This is a genomic window from Erwinia sp. S38 (assembly GCF_016624545.1).
GTDB classification, from domain to species: domain Bacteria; phylum Pseudomonadota; class Gammaproteobacteria; order Enterobacterales; family Enterobacteriaceae; genus Erwinia; species Erwinia coffeiphila.
This window is the reverse complement of the sequence record NZ_JACVTS010000003.1, coordinates 287,371-305,951: the sequence shown is the minus strand read 5'-3', so window position 1 is coordinate 305,951 and position 18,581 is coordinate 287,371. Positions and strand designations below refer to the sequence as shown.

Annotated in this window: 15 protein-coding genes; 7 read left to right on the top strand and 8 right to left on the bottom strand. The window is 55.1% G+C overall.

Translation table 11 applies throughout. The features are described from left to right. Positions 1–25: 25 nt before the first annotated feature. Complete coding sequence (gene dcp / locus IBT46_RS05780; protein ID WP_200544764.1) at positions 26–2,170, bottom strand: peptidyl-dipeptidase Dcp; 2,145 nt, start codon at positions 2,168–2,170, stop codon at positions 26–28. Positions 2,171–2,275: 105 nt separating this feature from the next. Beyond that, complete coding sequence (gene guaD / locus IBT46_RS05775) at positions 2,276–3,607, bottom strand: guanine deaminase (RefSeq protein WP_200544762.1); 1,332 nt, start codon at positions 3,605–3,607, stop codon at positions 2,276–2,278. A gap of 479 nt (positions 3,608–4,086) precedes the next feature. On the opposite strand from guaD, the gene ydfG reads away from it, so the two are divergent. Further along, positions 4,087–4,833 (top strand): bifunctional NADP-dependent 3-hydroxy acid dehydrogenase/3-hydroxypropionate dehydrogenase YdfG, encoded by a 747-nt coding sequence (ydfG, locus tag IBT46_RS05770; RefSeq protein WP_200544760.1) that lies wholly within the window; start codon positions 4,087–4,089, stop codon positions 4,831–4,833. Between the two features lie 80 nt (positions 4,834–4,913). Here the strand turns inward: ydfG and IBT46_RS05765 are convergent, their stop codons facing one another. Then, positions 4,914–5,243: a YnfA family protein gene (locus IBT46_RS05765; protein ID WP_200544758.1), complete on the bottom strand. Its 330-nt coding sequence runs from the start codon at positions 5,241–5,243 to the stop codon at positions 4,914–4,916. A 135-nt stretch (positions 5,244–5,378) separates the two neighbouring features. Between IBT46_RS05765 and IBT46_RS05760 the strand changes: the two genes are divergently transcribed. Together IBT46_RS05760 and IBT46_RS05755 are read left to right on the top strand one after the other, a co-directional pair. Next, positions 5,379–5,726 carry a DUF1283 family protein gene (locus tag IBT46_RS05760; protein ID WP_105595497.1) on the top strand — a complete coding sequence of 116 codons (348 nt, stop codon included), beginning with the start codon at positions 5,379–5,381 and terminating at the stop codon, positions 5,724–5,726. Positions 5,727–5,871: 145 nt separating this feature from the next. Continuing rightward, positions 5,872–6,171, top strand: coding sequence for a DUF1161 domain-containing protein (locus IBT46_RS05755; RefSeq protein WP_370569394.1), 300 nt, complete (start codon positions 5,872–5,874; stop codon positions 6,169–6,171). 48 nt (positions 6,172–6,219) lie between these two features. On the opposite strand, the gene IBT46_RS05750 is transcribed toward IBT46_RS05755, so the two are convergent. The 4 genes from IBT46_RS05750 to IBT46_RS05735 form a co-directional block, all read right to left on the bottom strand. After that, positions 6,220–7,674 carry an MDR family MFS transporter gene (locus IBT46_RS05750; RefSeq protein WP_200544756.1) on the bottom strand — a complete coding sequence of 485 codons (1,455 nt, stop codon included), beginning with the start codon at positions 7,672–7,674 and terminating at the stop codon, positions 6,220–6,222. Between the two features lie 252 nt (positions 7,675–7,926). Next, positions 7,927–8,592: a dethiobiotin synthase gene (bioD, locus tag IBT46_RS05745; RefSeq protein ID WP_105595500.1), complete on the bottom strand. Its 666-nt coding sequence runs from the start codon at positions 8,590–8,592 to the stop codon at positions 7,927–7,929. A gap of 119 nt (positions 8,593–8,711) precedes the next feature. Next, the gene (locus tag IBT46_RS05740) at positions 8,712–9,929 is read right to left on the bottom strand and encodes an ROK family protein (RefSeq protein ID WP_200544754.1); all 1,218 of its coding nucleotides are present in this window, start codon (positions 9,927–9,929) and stop codon (positions 8,712–8,714) included. Positions 9,930–10,071: 142 nt separating this feature from the next. Beyond that, positions 10,072–10,962, bottom strand: coding sequence for a LysR family transcriptional regulator (locus IBT46_RS05735; protein ID WP_105595502.1), 891 nt, complete (start codon positions 10,960–10,962; stop codon positions 10,072–10,074). A 104-nt stretch (positions 10,963–11,066) separates the two neighbouring features. On the opposite strand from IBT46_RS05735, the gene IBT46_RS05730 reads away from it, so the two are divergent. Together IBT46_RS05730 and tus are read left to right on the top strand one after the other, a co-directional pair. Next, the gene (locus IBT46_RS05730; protein ID WP_200544752.1) at positions 11,067–12,320 is read left to right on the top strand and encodes an MFS transporter; all 1,254 of its coding nucleotides are present in this window, start codon (positions 11,067–11,069) and stop codon (positions 12,318–12,320) included. A gap of 200 nt (positions 12,321–12,520) precedes the next feature. Further along, positions 12,521–13,450 (top strand): DNA replication terminus site-binding protein, encoded by a 930-nt coding sequence (gene tus, locus IBT46_RS05725; protein WP_200544751.1) that lies wholly within the window; start codon positions 12,521–12,523, stop codon positions 13,448–13,450. Positions 13,451–13,524: 74 nt separating this feature from the next. On the opposite strand, the gene fumC is transcribed toward tus, so the two are convergent. Continuing rightward, complete coding sequence (gene fumC, locus IBT46_RS05720; RefSeq protein ID WP_105595505.1) at positions 13,525–14,922, bottom strand: class II fumarate hydratase; 1,398 nt, start codon at positions 14,920–14,922, stop codon at positions 13,525–13,527. Positions 14,923–15,155: 233 nt separating this feature from the next. On the opposite strand from fumC, the gene manA reads away from it, so the two are divergent. Further along, a complete protein-coding gene (gene manA, locus IBT46_RS05715) occupies positions 15,156–16,340 on the top strand; it encodes a mannose-6-phosphate isomerase (RefSeq protein ID WP_200544750.1) in 1,185 nt (394 codons plus the stop codon). 139 nt (positions 16,341–16,479) lie between these two features. Further along, positions 16,480–18,039: a YdgA family protein gene (locus IBT46_RS05710; protein WP_200544749.1), complete on the top strand. Its 1,560-nt coding sequence runs from the start codon at positions 16,480–16,482 to the stop codon at positions 18,037–18,039. The last annotated feature ends 542 nt before the right edge of the window (positions 18,040–18,581 follow it).

The following is an 18,581-nucleotide window of genomic DNA, read 5'->3' as shown; positions in this document are numbered from 1 at the left end:
GCTTTTCTCGCCGCCCTTGCAGGTACTATTTCAGCCCGCGATTGTGCAGCATCGGTTCGATTTGCGGTTCACGTTCCAGCCAGCGGTGGAACAGCTGCTGTAAATCGCTGCTGTTGCCGCGCGAAAGGATCATCTCGCGGAAACGCTGCCCGTTTTCAGCGGTCAGCCCACCGTGCTGCTCAAACCAGGCATAACCATCGTCCGCCAGCATCTGCGTCCACAAATAAGCATAGTAACCGGCGGCGTAGCCGTTACCCCAAATGTGCTGGAAATAGCTGGAGCGATAGCGCGGCGGCACCGCAGGCAAATCCAGCCCTTCCTGCTGTAGCGCCCGCAGCTCAATAACATCAGCCTGCTGCAGCGGTTCATCGGCGGCCAGCAGGTGCCAGTGCTGGTCGAGCAGCGCCGCCGCCAGCAGCTCGGTCATATCGTAGCCTTTATTAAATTTACTGGCGGCCTGCATCCGCTCGCGCAGGGCGGCAGGCATCGGTTCACCGGTCTGATAGTGGCGAGCGTAGTGGTTAAACACCTGGTTATTACTGGCCCAGTGTTCGTTGATCTGCGACGGGAACTCGACGAAATCGCGTGGCGTATTGGTGCCGGAAAGGCTGGCATAGCGCTGTTCGGCAAAGATGCCGTGCAGCGCGTGGCCGAATTCGTGGAACAGCGTAATGACATCATCCCAGGAAAGCAGCGCCGGATGCCCTTCCGCAGGTCTGGTGTAGTTTGCCACGTTGTAAATCACCGGTTTAGTGCCCAACAGAGTCGACTGCTCAACGAAGTTACCCATCCACGCGCCGCCGCCCTTGTTATCACGGCGGAACCAGTCGGTATAGAACAGCGCCAGCGGGCTGCCGTCTTTATCCAGCACCTCATAGACTTTAACGTCGGGATGATAAACCGGAATATCCGCGCGCGGTTTAAAGGTGATGCCGAACAGCTGGGTTGCCGCGTAGAACACGCCGTTTTCCAGCACGTTGTTCAATTCAAAATAGGGATTGAGCTGAGCGTCATCAAGATCGTACTGTTCGCGCCTTACCTGCTCGGCGTAGAACAGCCAGTCCCACGGTGCCAGGTTAAAACCGCCGTTCTGACGGGTAATAATTTGCTGGATGTCGTCGGCTTCACGCTGCGCCCGGGCGCTGGCCGCCGGTACAATCTGTCGCATGAAATCCAGCGCGGCCTGCGGGGTTTTGGCCATCTGGTCCTGCATTTTCCAGGCGGAAAAGCTGTCGAACCCCAGCAGCTTCGCCTGCCGGGCACGCACCTGCGCCAGCCGGGCAATGACCTCGCGCGTATCGTTTTCGTCACCCTTCTCCGCCCGCGTCCAGGCGGCGTTAAACAGCGCCTGGCGGGTGCTGCGGTCGTCGATAGACTGAAGCGCAGGCTGCTGCGTGGTGTTTTGCAAAGCCAGCAGCCACTGAGCCGACAGACCACGGGCCTCTGCCGCTGCGCGGGCAACGGCAATCTCTGCCTCGTTCAGTCCGGCAAGCTGCTGGCGATCGGCCACGGCAAGGCCTCCGGCTTTGGTGGCGGCCAGCAGCCGACGGGTAAAGCGGCTGCTGAGCGTTGCCGACTCCTGATTCAGCGCTTTCAGCTCGGTTTTTTCCTCATCGCTGAGCCGCGCCCCGGCCAGCTGAAATGCCTGCCAGGTCACTTCAACCAGTCTTAACGATTCATCATCCAGCAACAGCTGATGGCGCTGCTGATACACCGTATCCAGCCGGGTAAAGAGCGCAGCATTGAGGTGAATGTCATCATCCAGCGCGGCCAGCTTTGGGGAAATCTCTTCGTCCAGCGCCTGTAGCGCATCGCTGGTGTTACCAGCGGTCATCGCGCTGAAGACGTTATAGACCCGGCGCAGATTTTCACCGCTCTTTTCCAGCGCCAGATAAGTGTTATTAAAATCGGCCGGTGCCGGATTGGCGGCAATGTCAGCGATCTCAGTGCGTTTCAGCTCGATAGCGCTCTCCAGCGCGGTGCGATAATCCTCATCGCTAATGCGATCGAACGGTGGCGCCTGGTAAGGCAGCGTACTGGCCTGGCTGAACGGGTTAAGCTGGCGGGTGGACATCGGCTGATTCTCCTTAAATGATTCTGCCGCCAGCAGCAATGACGGGCTGGCGCTCAGTGCCACAACTATGGCGTAAATAGCGGATTTGTTGCGCATTTCCCTGCTCTCCTGCTCCCTGTTGCACGCTTTCCAGAATAAACGTGGAATCACGCCAGACGCAATGCCTTACTGCCCACCTGAACCTGCTAATTACGGATTAACTTATGCTGCCTGCCGGGATTTATCACACTGCCACACGCAGCGACCCTCAACCCAGGTCGCGGCGATGTTGCGGTCATCGCCCAGCGTCATCAACACAAACAGCTTTTCCCAGATATCGCGGCTGTTGCCGTGGCGCAGGGTTTGCAGCGCGGACACCGCCGGATCGATCGCCACAAAATCCGCATCTTTACCCGGCATAAAGCTGCCGATATGCCGGTCCAGATCCAGCGCCTTCGCTCCGCCGAGCGTGGCGTGATAGAAGGCTTCACAGGCTGAAAGTTTGTAGCGCTGAAGCTGCCCCACCTTGTAGGCCTCGCCGAGGGTTTGCAGCATATTGAACGTAGTGCCTGCACCAACATCGGTGCCCACGCCCATTTTCACCCCTTTCTGCCAGCAGGTTTGCAGATCGAACAATCCGCTGCCGAGGAACAGATTAGAGGTTGGGCAGAAGGCGACGGCGGAATCGGTGTGATGCAGGCAGTCCCACTCTTCATCTTCAAGGTGCAGGCAGTGGGCAAACAGGCTGCGGCGGCCGGTCAGCTGATACTGATGATAAACATCAAGATAGCCGCTGTTTTCAGGGAACAGCGCCTTCACCCAGGCGACCTCCTGCGGGTTTTCGCTCAGATGGGTATGCAGCCAGGTATTCGGGAACTCCTCACGCAGCTGGCGGACTTTTTCCAGCAGCTGCGGTGAGGATGTGGGGGCAAAACGCGGCGTCAGCGCATAGCTCAGGCGACCAACATTGTGCCAGCGTTCAATCAGTTCACGCGTCTGCCGATAGCTCTGTTCCGGCGTTTCGGTCAGCGCTTCCGGCGCGTGGCGATCCATCATTACTTTACCGGCGATCAGCCGCATCCCAAGGCCGTGCGCGGCCGAAAACAGCGCGTCTACCGATTCCGGGTGGACAGTGCCAAACACCAGCGCGGTGGTGGTGCCGTTACTTAGCAGCTGCTGGAGGAAAAATGCCGACATTCGCTCAGAGTGCTGCGGGCAGTGGTACTGACTTTCCACCGGAAAGGTGTACTGATTCAGCCACTCGAGCAGCTGCTCGCCAAAGGCACCGATCATCTCGGTTTGCGGATAGTGAATATGCGTGTCGACAAATCCCGGGACGATCAGCTTGCCACGATAGTCCACCAACTCGCAGCCCGGTGGCAGTTGTGAACTCTCCTCCTGCCAGGGGCTGAGGGAAACAATTTTGCCTGCATTAAGCAACAGCAGGCCATCTTCGATGTAGCGCGCGGCGTCTAAAAGTTCATCCGGCGTACTCACCGTACGGGTCATATCGAAAAAGCTGCCGCGAATGGCGTGGCTACAGGTTACTGGCATAATTATTCCTTCAAGCACGGCGGAAGATCCGTCCCGCAATTCACGGAAGAGGTGCTGGTTATAGATAAACAAACAGAGTGACCATTCTGTTTCAGAAAAAACAGACTCTGCTGTTTTGCAAAAACCGTACCAGCGAGAATAAAGAAAATAATCATATTTATCAGTCAGATAAACTAAATCCTGGCACGCATCCTATTTTGGAATGATAAAAACGCCAGGCAACCGTTTGCTATTTAATGCGCAAACGGTTGCCTGGCATTAATAATAAATACGCGCCTCTATCGGACATTATTCGTCTGCTCCCCGGCACCGAAATAACGCAGAGTTCGTCACTTTCGCACCATGCTGGTGCGACATTTTCTTATTAATCATAACCATTCGCTTCTTATCACACCTGCCCTGAGATGGTATGGTGATCGGCGCTGCATGGTGGAAATTTCCGGGTTATGACGCCCAATTTTGTATTGAGGAACAGTGAGATGATCGTATTTGTTACCGGCGCGACCGCTGGTTTTGGTCAGAGCATTACCCGTCGTTTTATCGCGCAGGGTCATCAGGTGATTGCAACCGGCCGCCGTCAGGAACGCCTGGATGCACTGAAGGAAGAGCTGGGTGAGAATGTCTATACGCTGAAGCTTGACGTGCGCGACCGCGCGGGCATCGATGAGGCGATTGCCAGCCTGCCCGCCGAATGGCGCAACATTGACGTTCTGGTCAACAACGCCGGTCTGGCTCTGGGGATTGAACCGGCGCAGCGCGCCAGCCTGGATGACTGGGAAGATATGATCGACACCAACAATAAAGGGCTGGTGTACATGACGCGTGCCATCCTGCCGGGCATGGTGGAACGCAACATCGGTCATATCATCAATCTGGGTTCGATTGCCGGTAGCTGGCCGTATCCTGGCGGCAACGTTTATGGCGCAACTAAAGCCTTCGTGCGTCAGTTCAGCTTCAACCTGCGTACCGATCTGCACGGCACCGCACTCCGCGTGACCGATATTGAGCCGGGTCTGGTGGGCGGCACTGAGTTTTCTAACGTGCGCTTTAAGGGCGATGATGCCCGTGCCGACGGCGTTTATGACGGCGCTGTACCGTTGACGCCGGAAGACGTGACCGAAGCGGTCTGGTGGGTCGCCACGCTGCCAGCGCATGTGAACATTAACGCGCTGGAAATGATGCCGGTAGGTCAAAGCCAGGCCGGTTTACGCGTGCATAAGTCGTAATTTGCTGCGCGTTTCCTGCTCCCGCTTACGGCGGGGGCAGATCCGCAATTCCTCAAGCATTTAAACGTTCTCAGATGCAGCTAAATGGTTTTTCCCCATCCCGCCACGATAATCAGCATTCCGCAGAAGGCCACCGCGGCCCCAACCCAGTCCCATGTACTGAGCTTTATACCGTCCACCACCCGCAGCCAGACCAGCGCCGTCACAACATACACGCCACCGTAGGCAGCATAGACGCGCCCGCTCGCCTCCGGATGCAGAGTTAACAGCCAGACGAAAATCATCAAACTTAGCGCAGCGGGCAGCAGCAGCCACGGGGAGCCGCCTTTTTTTAACCAAAGCCAGGGTAAGAAACAGCCAATGATTTCAGCCAGCGCGGTGGCAAAAAACAGTAACGTAGTGATCAACATACGTGTAAATCTCTCCGAATCCTCAATGAACACACCGGGTCGCTGGTGAGCACTTCGGCGCTGATGATATACTTATTGGCAATATCTGCGCAGCAGTTCTCTTCGCTTCGCGTCTGTAAAGAAAGGAAACCTTTGATGAAATCACTACAACAACGTCTGACCCGCACCACCCTACCACTGGTTCTACTGGCGGCACTGTTTTCCGTACAGCACAGCGCAATGGCGCGCACTGACCGTCTGGTGATTGAAAACGGCGATAACTCGTTGAGTAAAGAGCAGGCTCGTCAGGAGAAAGAACAGTGGGATGATACTCATCGCCTGCGTGGCAAAGTGAACAACCGCGTTGAGAAAGAGTTCGATAAAGTCGATCGCGCCTTCGACACCCGCGACGGCTGCGAAAAAAGCCTGAATGTGAACGCCTACTGGGAACCTAATACGCTGCGCTGCCTGGATCGTCGTACCGGACGCCCGGTTGCGCCGTAAGCCCGGTCATTTCTCTGTTCGCCAACGGAATGTGGAAAGAAACGCCCCATAATTAAAAGTGCATCGCTATGGGGCTGACAGCGTTTCACGTTGATGGGCAATTTTTTGGCTTATAATTACCGCTGTTCTCACGCAAAAGGATGAAATGATGAAAGGTTCTAAGTGGATATTAACCGCCCTGCTCGTTGCCAGCCCGCTGGCCGTTCAGGCATCTTGCGAAAGCGTCAAGGCTGATATTAGCCAGAAGATCATCAATAACGGCGTGCCAGAATCCGGTTTCTCGCTGGATATCGTCCCTAACGATCAGGCCGAGCAGGCTGGTGGTCAGGTTGTTGGGCACTGCGAGAGCGATACGCAAAAAATCGTCTATAAGCGTAACGGTAACGACAGCGATAACAATGTTCCGGCCAGCGCGGGAACCTCCCAGGACGCACCTGCTCAGTAATCCCTTTACCGCTGACCTGAGGCATTAGCCTGGTCAGCGGTTCCCTTCCTAATGTGGCTTTTGTACCGGCACCAGTCGCGACATCAGCAGGCTGCCAAACGCAATAATCAGTGACACCACAAACACCCAGTGCAGCGAGTGGGCGATTTCCGTCAGCATCAGATCCAGGTTCGCGGGTTTGAGCTGCTCGCGCCCGGCGGGTGACATCACCTGCTGCACCGGATCGCTATATTGCGGCAGGCGCAGCATCAGGTTGTAGTTCAGCACCGCCCCCATTAGCGCCGTGCCCAGCGCTGAGCCTAACATGCGGCTGAACATCACCGAAGCGGTACAAATCCCGCGGATCTCAAACTGCGCCGTGTTCTGCACTGCAATCAGGAAGGTGGTGCTGGTCATCCCCATTCCCGTACCGATGACGAAGGCGGATAATCCGGCATACCATACCGGGCTTTCGCGATGCAAAATCAGTAGCATCGCCGTACCCGCTATCAGCAACAGCGAACCCAGCTGAGCGGTAAATCGGTAAGAGGTGTGCTGCATCAGCCTGCCGCTTAGCGTACTGGCCAGCGGCCAGCCAATCGACATCATCGCCAGTGCACTCCCTGCCTGTAGCGGTGTACCGCCGTTAACGCCCTGAATCCAGGTGGGAAGGAATGCACTGATCCCCATCATCGCCGCACCGATCAGCAGGTTGCCAACGTTACCCGCCAGCAGCGTTCGGGTGCGCCAGATAGCCAGGGGAAACAGAGGCTCGCCAGAGTAACGTTCGTGGCGCAACAGTCCCCATCCGGCCAGCAGCGCAACGGCGCTTAATACCAGCGTCCAGTAGCCAAGCGACTCGGCCTGTAACAGTGCGGTTAATAGCGCGGTAACGGTCAGCATCAACCAACAGCTGCCGGTGAAATTGATACGCCTATCGGTTTTTTCCCGGCTTTCCGGGAAAAAACGCACCAGCAGCAGCATCGAAATGATACCAATTGGCACATTAACCCAGAAAACCAGCGCCCAGTTAAAGTGCTGTACCAGCCAGGCACCGGTCAGTGGCCCGACAATCGCCGCTACGCCCCACACGCTGGAAAGCCAGCCCTGCACGCCTGCACGCTCTTTTGGTGGATAAACGTCGGCGATAATGGTTGAGGTCAGCGGCATAATAGCCCCGGCCCCCAGCCCCTGGAAGGCGCGGAACAGGATCAGCCAGCCCATGCTTCTGGCAAACCCGCAGAGTATCGAGCCCAGCAGGAACAGTCCGGCACCGATAAAAAACACGCGCTTGCGGCCCCACATATCGGCAAGGCGGCCATAGATGGGTACGGTGACCGCCTGGGTCAGCAGATAAATAGAGAAAACCCAGCCAAACTGCGAAAAGCCACCCAGTTCAGTGATGATCGTGGGCATCGCCGTGGCGACAATGGTGACCTCAATGGCAGCCATAAACATCGACAGCATGCAGGCAATCAGCACCCAGTGACGCCGGGTTACGGCGTTAATTGTATTTTCTGACATGGGATTCCTTTTCGTTGCTTCCCTGCTAAGTGTGTACCAAATCTTGTCGTGGAGTTTTCGGATTGTGCGCTTTAGCTGGTGACAACGTCACATAAGTTTCAGTGTTTTGATTAGTTCCGCGCGCGAAATCACGATAATTAAAACAACATCCCGTCAGGATAGTAAACGAAAACAATGGCTTTTTGCGGCATGGATTCAAAGAAGAGTATAGCCGGGGCGAACTCTTTAAGCGGTTCGCCCACGTTATCTGGCTTATAAGTTCAGGGGAGAGAGATCGAAATAGCGCGACAGATCGCGGGTTTCTGCACGTGGTAAATAAGGAAGCTCGCCCAACAACGGTGCGGGGATCTTGTCCTGTAAGACGTTGATAATTTCTGCGTAGTGCGCAAGGCCTGGATTAATTCGGTTAGCCACCCAGCCCAGCAAAGGTAGCCCGTCGTTCAGTATCGCCTGTGCGGTCAGTAAAGCGTGGCTGATACAGCCCAGTTTGATGCCAACCACCAGAACGACGGGCATCTGTTCCTGCACCACCCAATCCGATAGCGGACGTCTGTCGCTCATCAGACTGCGCCAACCGCCGGTTCCCTCAATGACAATATGGTCGGCCTGCTCATCCAGCGCATGCAGCCCGCTACTTAATGTGGCATAGCTAAACGACTGCAGGCTGGTGCTGATTTCATCATCAAGCAGAGTTACCGGGTTAATGGCCTGATAAGGCAGTTGAAGTGAAGAAGAGGCCTGCAATACCAGGGCATCTTTATTTCTCGGCCCCTCTTCGGTTTGCTGACTACTTTTGGCTACCGGTTTGTAGCCAACGGCATGCTTATCGCCCACCGCCAGCGTTTGCAACAACCCTCGTGACACCACCGTTTTACCGACTTCAGTATCGGTTCCGGTAACAAATAAACGTTTATACATAAACGGCTCCAGCAGGCCATGTCTGGCCCACAGATAAACTTTTGGGAAGTAATGGAGCGAAAATTGTAGGCCAGCGCCTGGTGGTGAAGATTGCGTTGGCGCAATATTTAGTGGATTCGTTATCCCTGCAGTAATTTGATCAGCAGCGAGCCATTGTAGAGCGCATCCTTCACCAGTGCCGCACCGGGCATCGTTCCCTGGTTCAGGAACTCGGTCGGCTCCACGGACAGCGTTGCGCCATAGTCAGGTAGCGACTGTTGCTGAATGCAGGCGTTAATCGCCGGGAATAAAATCGGGTGTGCGCGATTAAGCGGCGAACCTATCAACACTTTTTGCGGATGGAACAGGTTGACCATAATGGCCAGAATACGTCCAATACTGCCACCGACACCGGTGATAATGTCGCAGGCCAGCTGATCGCCGCTCAGTGCGGCATCACACAGGTTTTCAATCGAAAGCGGCTGATTGTGCAGCGAAGAGCTCATTGATGCCTGCATACGCTGCGCGGCCAGTTCGAGCATGCTTTCCGTACTGGCCACGGTTTCCAGACAGCCGTGATTGCCGCAGTAGCAAAGTTTGCCCCAGGGGTCGACCTGGGTATGCCCTATCTCAACGAGCGTGGCGCCACCGCCGTGCAGCAGTCTGCCGCCGGTGATCACCCCGGCACCAACGTTATGATCGATAACCACTTGCAAAACATCGCTGGCATCGCGCGACGCCCCAAACAGTGACTCAGCCATGGTCCAGGCGCAGATATCGTGCTGGATGTAGACCGGCAGCCCGGTTCTCAGCTCCAGCTCCGGCCCCAGCGGCATGTCATCGACCTGATAAAACGGCATGCGATGCACGATACCCGCCTGGCCGTTAACTCTGCCCGGTAAGGTAATAGCAATAGCCGTCAGCCGTTCCAGACGGCTCTGGTGGATCACAAAGAATTGATCGATCAGCTGAATAATGCGCTGAAGAAGCGGCTCGGGATCGGCGGTCGGCAGCGCAAATTGCTGTTCAACCACCATTTTGCTGCTCAGATCTCGCAGCGCGATGGTTATCTCACCGTTGCCAATACGTACGGCGAGAAAATGCCAGGCTTCCGTGTCCAGCACCAGACCAACGGCGGGACGCCCCCGGCTACCGGGTTCCTGGAATTCAGTTTCTTTAACCAGGTGCGCTTCCAGCATTTCACGAACAATCTTGGTAATACTGGCTGGAGCCAGCTGCGCTTTTTTGGATAGCTCGATACGCGAAATAGGGCCAAACCGGTCGATAAGCCGATAGACCGCACCGGCATTGGTCTGTTTAATCTGGTCGATATGACCAGGCTGATTGTCCGCAATCACACCCCAGCTCCCGCTTATTTTCACGCTTCAAAATAAAGCATACTGCCCATGGTGAAACACTTCGCACACAAGGTCAAATATTTGATTCGATATGTGATTCGCAGCACATAAACAGCAGAATAGCGCTTATGTTTTCCACGATTTAATGCGCAGGAAGCAGCAGCGACATCATGGCTGACATGACGGCCGGTCGCTCCCGCAGGCGTGACCAAACCAGCCAGACCTGTGACAGAGCATCCACTTCCTGCAAGGGAATCCAAACGACATCCGCCAGCCGAACGCGGCGGAAAGATGCAGGCAAAATGGACACACCAAGCCCGGTGGAAACCAGCCCGATAATGGTCATCGCTTCTCCCACTTCCTGGGCAATATTCGGCTCAATCTGGTAGTGATGTAGCAGGGTTAAAATTTCCGTATAGAGGGCCGTTCCGACCTGGGGATCGAAAAAAACAAATGGCTCATTAGCCAGTTCGCGAACGCTGATGGTTTGTCTACCGGCCAGCAGATGGTCGCGATGAACCAGCGCATACATCGGTTCCTCCAGGATCAGCTGATGATCCAGCGTTTCCGGTAACGGTGTATTACGCATCACCCCCAGATCCAGCCGACCATCGATCAGCGGTGCCAGCTGCTGACGCGTGTTGATCTCCTGCATTTGCAGGTGAACGGCGGGAAAACGCTGACGAAAGGTGAACAACGCATCGGACACCACGCTGATAAAAGGGGCAGAAGAGGTAAAACCAATTCGCAGCTCACCCTCATCACCACGATGTAAGCGGGCCGCTTTATCAGCGGCCTGAGCAACGTTTTGCAGTATTAGGCGGGCATCCAGCAAAAACTGCTGGCCAGCTGCCGTCAGACGCACACTGCGATTGGTTCTGGCAAACAGACGTGCGCCGATTTCCTGCTCCAGAATCTGAATCTGCTGACTGAGCGGCGGCTGCGAGATATTCAACCGCTGCGCCGCGCGGCCAAAGTGCAGTTCTTCAGCAACGGCAATAAAGTAACGCAGATGACGAAGTTCAATATTCATATGTTAAATATATCATTTGAGATTATTAATATATTAGACATCATAATAGGTTTTTCTTATCTTTTCCATGGAGAGACTAAGCCATCCCCGCTAAGGAACCTGAAGTGAATCGCTCAACCCACGCCGTTACGCTTGAAGAGCCCGTTAACCGCACCCCGTCTGATTATTCCAATGGCAATGCGTATATTAATCGCGGATCGCCGCAGTTTATGCGTGTCACGCTGGCCCTGTTTTCCGCCGGACTGGCCACCTTCGCCCTGCTCTACTGTGTACAACCGATACTGCCGGTGCTGTCGCATGAATTCGGCGTCTCCCCTGCCAGTAGCAGCATTTCGCTCTCTATTTCTACCGGTTTCCTCGCGCTGGGCATGCTGTTTACCGGCCCGCTCTCTGATGCGCTGGGCCGTAAATCTGTGATGGTCACGTCGCTGATGCTGGCGGCCATTTTCTCTCTGCTTTCGTCCACCATGACCAGCTGGCACGGAATTCTGCTGATGCGCGCGCTCACCGGCCTGTCATTAAGCGGTGTTGCAGCGGTAGGGATGACCTATCTCAGTGAAGAGATGAACCCGGCGGTTGTCGCTTTTTCGATGGGCCTCTACATCAGCGGTAATTCCATCGGCGGCATGAGCGGCCGTCTGTTAAGCGGTGTGATCACTGATTACAGCAGCTGGCGCGTGGCGGTTGCCGTCATCGGCTGTTTTGCGCTGGCTTCCGCCGTTATGTTCTGGAAAATTCTGCCCGACTCACGCCATTTTCGCCCGGCGTCGCTGAAACCACGCAGTCTGGCCATTAACTTCCGCCTTCACTGGCGTGACAGCGGTTTGCCGTTGTTATTTGCCGAAGGTTTTCTGCTTATGGGGTCTTTCGTCACGCTGTTTAACTACATTGGCTATCGTCTGTTGGCACCCCCTTATTCACTTAGCCAGGCTGTTGTTGGTCTGCTATCCGTTGTGTATCTCACCGGTTCCTGGAGTTCGCCCAAAGCCGGTGCGATGACAGCGAAGTATGGCCGGTCACCGGTCCTGTTAGTTTCAACGCTGGTGATGCTGAGCGGTCTGCTGATCACATTATTCAGCAGCGTCTGGCTGATCTTGCCCGGCATGATGTTGTTTACCGCCGGATTCTTTGCGGCACACTCCGTTGCCAGCGGATGGATTGGCATGCGTGCACGCCGTGCCAAGGGCCAGGCCTCATCGCTTTATCTGTTCAGCTACTACCTTGGTTCCAGCGTCGCGGGCACGTTAGGCGGCGTGTTCTGGCATAGTTTTGGCTGGAGCGGGATCACCGTATTTATTTCTGCAATGCTGCTGCTGTCGATACTGGTAGGTAGCCGACTGCACAATAAAAAACTTTGATTTATTCACCCTCTCGGGCCAATGCAATCAGCGTGGCCCGTTTTTTTCCCCCGGACATCGCGCGATCAGACTGCTTAACCAATCAACGCTAAACGTTATTTACCTTGTCCCTTTCTGCCTGAATAAAACGCACACTGGTGTTGAATTGAGCACCAGTAATCATTATTATCATTAGTATGTTGTAACTAATGGGGAATGGAATGAGCCTTTATCATGCCGTAGATCGGTTGCACCACTGCGTCGCTGAGCTGGAGTCTGAACTCGACCTCCTGCAACAACACATCCTTTCCCTGCGGCTGCTGGCGGCCAGGGTATTTGAATTGCCTGCTGTTGAGAAAGGCAAAGAGAGTGACCCGCTTACGCAGATTAGCGTTGAGCAACGCGTGGGCCAGTCCGCATTACAACTTGCTCTGGCGCATTTTTCACGGCTATTTATGCAGCACCAGTCTGAAAAAATCAGTACCAAATCGGCCGTTCGCCTGCCCGGCGCTATCTGCCTGCAGGTCGACAAAGAGCAATCTCCCCTTCTCCAGCAGCAGGTTGAACGAATAAACACGCTAAAAAAACAGCTGGAGCAGATCATTACCGTCGAGTCCGGGCTGCCGAGCGAAGAGCGATTCGAATTCGTTCATACCCACCAGCGCGGATTGATTACCCTCAACGCCTATCGCTCGCTGGTGCTGCTGGATAATCCTGATTCGGTGCGATTCGGCTGGGCCAACAAGCATATTATTAAAAACGTCAGCCGCGATGAAATACTGGAGAAACTGCAAAAAAGCCTCAATGCCGGCCGGGCGCAGGCACCGTGGAGCCGCGAACAGTGGGCTGAAAAAGTGGCACAGGAGATAGAATCGATCAAATCCCTGCCCGATAGCGCGCGCCTGAAGATTAAACGGCCGGTCAAGGTGCAGCCTATCGCCAGAGTCTGGAACAGCAGCAGCCAGAAGCAGACCCAGCTGGCCTGCCCTTCGCCGTTAATCGTGCTGTGTAAGGATACAGCCAGTGTGCCGGTGCTGGGCGAATTGCTTAACTACGACGCGGATAACGTGAATCATCGCCACAAACCGCTGGCGCAGCCTCTGTTTATGCTGATCCCACGGCTGCATCTGTATACCGATCGGCTTGCCTGATACCCTTAAGCAGATAGAAGCACAAAAAAAGCCAGGCATCAGCCTGGCTTAGTCTTCAGGTAGTACGGGAAGGATCAGACTTTCATGCTGCCAACCATCTCTTCCGGACGCACCCAGGCATCGAACTCTTCCTCGGTCAGATAGCCCAGTTTCAGCGCAGAGCCTTTCAGCGTCAGCCCTTCTTTATGCGCTTTCTTGGCGATTTCAGCCGCTTTATCGTAGCCAATATGGGTATTTAATGCGGTAACCAGCATCAGCGACTCGTTCAGCAGCTGGGTAATGCGGTCACGGTTCGGCTCAATACCGACCGCGCAGTGGTGGTTAAAGCTGTCCATGCCGTCTGCCAGCAGGCGTACCGACTGCAGGAAGTTATGGATCACCATTGGGCGGTAAACGTTCAGCTCGAAGTTACCGGACGCGCCGCCGATATTCAGCGCCACATCGTTGCCCATCACCTGGCAACACAACATAGTCAGCGCTTCACACTGGGTCGGATTCACTTTGCCCGGCATGATTGAACTGCCCGGCTCGTTTTCAGGAATAGCAATCTCGCCGATACCACAGCGCGGGCCGGAAGAGAGCCAGCGCACGTCGTTAGCAATCTTCATCAGCGAAGCTGCCAGGCCCTTCAGCGCACCGTGCGCGTGTACCAGCGCATCACAGGTTGCCAGCGATTCAAATTTGTTTGGCGCAGTCACAAACGGCTGTTTAGTCAAATCAGCCAGTTCTTTCGCCACGCGAACCGCGTATTCCGGGTGGGTATTCAGGCCGGTGCCCACGGCGGTGCCGCCCAGCGCCAGCTCGGCCACATGAGGGATACTCTGTTCGATATGCTTCAGGCTGTGTGCCAGCATGGCAACCCAGCCTGAAATTTCCTGGCCCAGCGTCAGCGGCGTGGCGTCCTGCAAATGCGTACGACCAATTTTGACGATGTCTTTATAGGCTTCAGCCTTATCATTCAGCGTCTTTTGCAGCACTTTCAGCTGCGGCAGCAGATGTTCCTGCACTGCAACAACCGCCGCCACGTGCATCGCCGTCGGGAAGACGTCGTTAGAGCTCTGGCTCTTGTTCACATCATCGTTCGGGTGGACCAGACGAGACATGCCGCGCTCACCGCCAAGAATTTCACTGGCGCGGTTGGCGAGCACTTCGTTCATGTTCATATTGGTTTGCGTACCGGAACCGGTCTGCCAAATGGCGAGGGGGAATTCAGCCGTGTGCTTGTCGGCGAGCACTTCATCCGCCGCGCTGATGATAGCGCCAGCACGTTCACCCGGCAGCAGGCCGAGATCGCTGTTAACCTTGGCTGCGGCGCGTTTGGTCAGCGCCAGAGCATAGACCAGCTCGACAGGCATTTTTTCCGTTGAAATGCGAAAGTGTTCCAGTGAACGTTGGGTCTGCGCGCCCCAAAGTTTATCAGCCGGTACTTCGATAGGTCCCATTGAGTCTTTTTCAATGCGGTGGGCTGCCATTCCTCTCTCTCCTTTAGCACAAACATATGATTTAAATGGCCCGTTTTTAGAAACCGGTAGCCAGTCACTGCGGGCCATATATTTACATACAACTATTTAACATTATGCGACTCATTCGCGTTTATTGCACTCCGATTGTTTTAAAGAGGATTTTTCGGATTGTCTTCCAGGGTATTCTTTGGGTATTACTATCGGCAATTAGCTACCTGAACAGGGTTTAACAGGGAAACATCATGCAAAAATTAATCAATTCGCTGCAAAATTATGCCTGGGGAAGTAAAACGGCGCTGACGGAGCTGTACGGTATCGAAAACCCATCGCAGCAGCCGATGGCGGAGCTGTGGATGGGTGCCCATCCGAAGAGTTCTTCACAGATTATCGTTGATAATGCCCCGCGTTCGCTGCGCGATGTCATCGCCGAGGATAAAACCGGCCTGCTGGGTGAAGCCGTCACCAGGCGTTTTAATGAGCTGCCTTTCCTGTTTAAGGTGCTGTGCGCCGATCAGCCGCTGTCTATCCAGGTTCACCCAAGCAAATCCGCCGCAGTTGAAGGCTTTGCCCGCGAAAACGCGGCGGGTATCCCGATCGATGCTGCTAACCGCAACTATAAAGATGACAACCACAAGCCCGAACTGGTTTATGCGCTGACCCCGTTCCAGGCGATCAACGGCTTCCGTCCGCTGAAGGAAATTGCCGCCCTGCTGCTTCCGGTATCCACTGCGCACCCGGCAATTGAGAAATTTATCCACGCACCGGACGCCGCTAATCTGTCCGACCTGTTTGCCAGCCTGCTGTCGATGGAAGGTGAAGTTAAGGCGCGGGCGCTGGATATTCTGCGTGAGCAGTTAAACGCCAACGCGGGCGAACCGTGGCAAACCATCAGCAGCATCGCGGAAGTTTATCCCGACGATAGCGGATTATTTTCCCCGCTGCTGTTGAACGTGATTGAACTGCAGCCGGGCCAGGCGATGTTCCTGTTCGCTGAAACGCCGCACGCCTATCTCAACGGCGTAGCGCTGGAGATTATGGCTAACTCCGATAACGTTCTTCGTGCCGGACTGACACCAAAATACATCGATATTCCCGAACTGCTTGCCAATCTTAAATTCGTCGAAAAACCTGCCGATACGCTGCTGACGGTGCCGGTTCAGCAGGGAAATACGCAGACCTTCCCTATTCCGGTTGAAGATTTTGCTTTCGCCATCCACACCCTTAGCGCAGAACCGCTGAGCGTTGAGCAGCAGAGCGCGGCCATTATTTTCTGCATCGAAGGCGAAGCGGTACTGGACAACGGCAAACAGCAGTTGACGCTGAAGCCGGGCGAGTCAGCGTTTATTGCCGCCAGTGAATCGCCGATTACCCTGAGTGGAAGCGGTCGCGTTGCGCGGGCATTTAACGATCTGGCTAATTGCGGCTGACGTATCCAGCCATAATTGCTAATATTATTGAAGTTATTCCACAAAAACGCCGTAAGGCGTTTTTTATTCGCCATTATGTTGCCTGCAGGGTTTGAAGAGGTTAACCGGCGTTCGTGAATCAAAAAAGGACGACTTACAGATGAAAAAAACCAAGATTGCCGTCGGCGTAGTAGTTGCCCTTGGCGTTATCTGGACCGGGGGTGCCTGGCTTACCGGTAAGCAGCTGGAAAAAAACATGGATCAGCTGGTACAGCAAGCGAACGCGCAGATTCGCGATACGGCACCGGAAAGCCGCCTGCAGCTTAGCTATCAGGATTATCAGCGCGGCCTGTTCAGCAGCACCGTGCGTCTGATCCTTCAGTCCAGTTCACAAACCGAAGACAACTCAATTCTGAAACCCGGCCAGAGCATCGTCATGAAGGAGACCATCGATCACGGTCCCTTCCCGCTTGCCCAGCTTAAAAAATTCAATCTCATACCCAGCATGGCTTCCGTTCACAGCGAGCTGGAAAACACCGATCCGGTGAAGAAGCTGTTTGAAATTGCCAAGGGACAGTCCATCGTTCAGGTTGAAACCCGCGTTGGCTACAGCGGCAGCACCGATTCCGATGTGCGTCTGCTGCCGGCTGATTACAGCAATGCTCAGACCGGTGAACGTTTTGCCTTCAACGGCGGTACGCTGTCGATTTCAGCGGATGACAAAGGTGATGCGGTCAAGTTTGACGGCAATATCGACAGCGTTTCCATTGCCAGTAAAAACGAGCTGGAAATGCCGGTACTGTTTACCATTAACGGCCTCAAGCTTGATGCGAACAGCCGCCTCAGCCCGGAAGGACTGCGCATCGGCGATCAGGATCTGACGCTGAAAAAACTCAGCGCGACGGTGAGTGATAAAGAAGCGCTGACACTGGAGAATCTTAACGGCAAGTCAACTTTTGATTCGAAGGATAATCACGTTTCCGGCCAGATCGACTACACGCTCGACAGCCTGAAGCTTCAGGGCCAGGACTTCGGCCACGGTAAACTGCTGATCAAACTCGCCGACTTCGACGGCAAGGCGATGAAACAGTTCTCCACTCAGTACAACAACCAGGTGATGGCGCTGACCGGCGATCCGACCGTCCAGAACAATCCTGAGCTTTATCAGCAGCGCGTTAGCGAGCTGCTAGCGGCGAATCTTCCGCTGCTGCTGAAAGGTAACCCGTCGGTGAGTATTGCCCCACTGAGCTGGAGCAATGACAAAGGCGAGAGCAGCTTCAATCTTGCCGTACAGTTTAAAGATCCGGCGGCGGCTACGGCACCAGCCCAGACCGTGGGCCAGCAGGTGGATAACGTGCTGAAGTCGTTCGACGGCAAGCTGCAGATTTCAATGGATATGGCGACGGAGATGATGACTCACGTGGCGATGACCGAGGGGTATGATAAGGATCAGGCCGCCAAGCTTGCCGATCAGCAGGTTAAGGGTCTGGCTGCGATGGGCCAGATGTTTAAGCTGACTACCCAGAAGGATAATAATATTCTCACCACGCTGCAGTACGCTACCGGCCAGGTAACAATGAACGGTGAGAAGATGCCGCTCGAGCAGTTCCTGTCGCGTTATATGCTGGGCGGCGGAGATGAGATTGCACCGCAGGCGCAGCCGGAAGAGCAGCAACAGGTTGCACCTGAAGCTCAGCCGCAGGTTGTTCCGCAGAACTGATTTAGTCGGTGATTCGGTAGTGATCCAGAACCGCTATCCTTGTGATGGCGGTTTTTTTTGGCTGGTGCTGTGAGGATGGTGTTTGGGGGACAGCCTCTGCTGCTGCTCCAGGGCGGTCCTCGCGCCGCTGTGCGGTGCCTTCGGTTACGGCATTGTGCCGTTCGGACCGGCCAGGATTGAACGTCCCTGTTCAAACCCGGCCTGACGCCAGCTTCCCTGCTGTCGTCTCCTGGCTCAATGCCTTCACCTCAGCGCTGTGGATGCCCTTACGCAGCAGCAGAGGCTGTCCCTTTCCGACAATTTCATCGCTTTTTGCTTTTTGGCTTTCAGGCAACACCAAACTCTGAAAGCAGGCTGGCTGTGCTCCCGAACGGGCAATCCGCAGCGCTGAACGCAGAAAGGAAGCCAGGATTCGGCCGCATGGACGCGGACGAAAGTCACGGTCGGGCCAGGACGGCCCGTCTGTGGCGGTCCGACGGGCTGACGCACGAAGTGAGGGAACCGCGAAGCGGCGCGAGGACCGCCCGAACGGGGGCACAGCC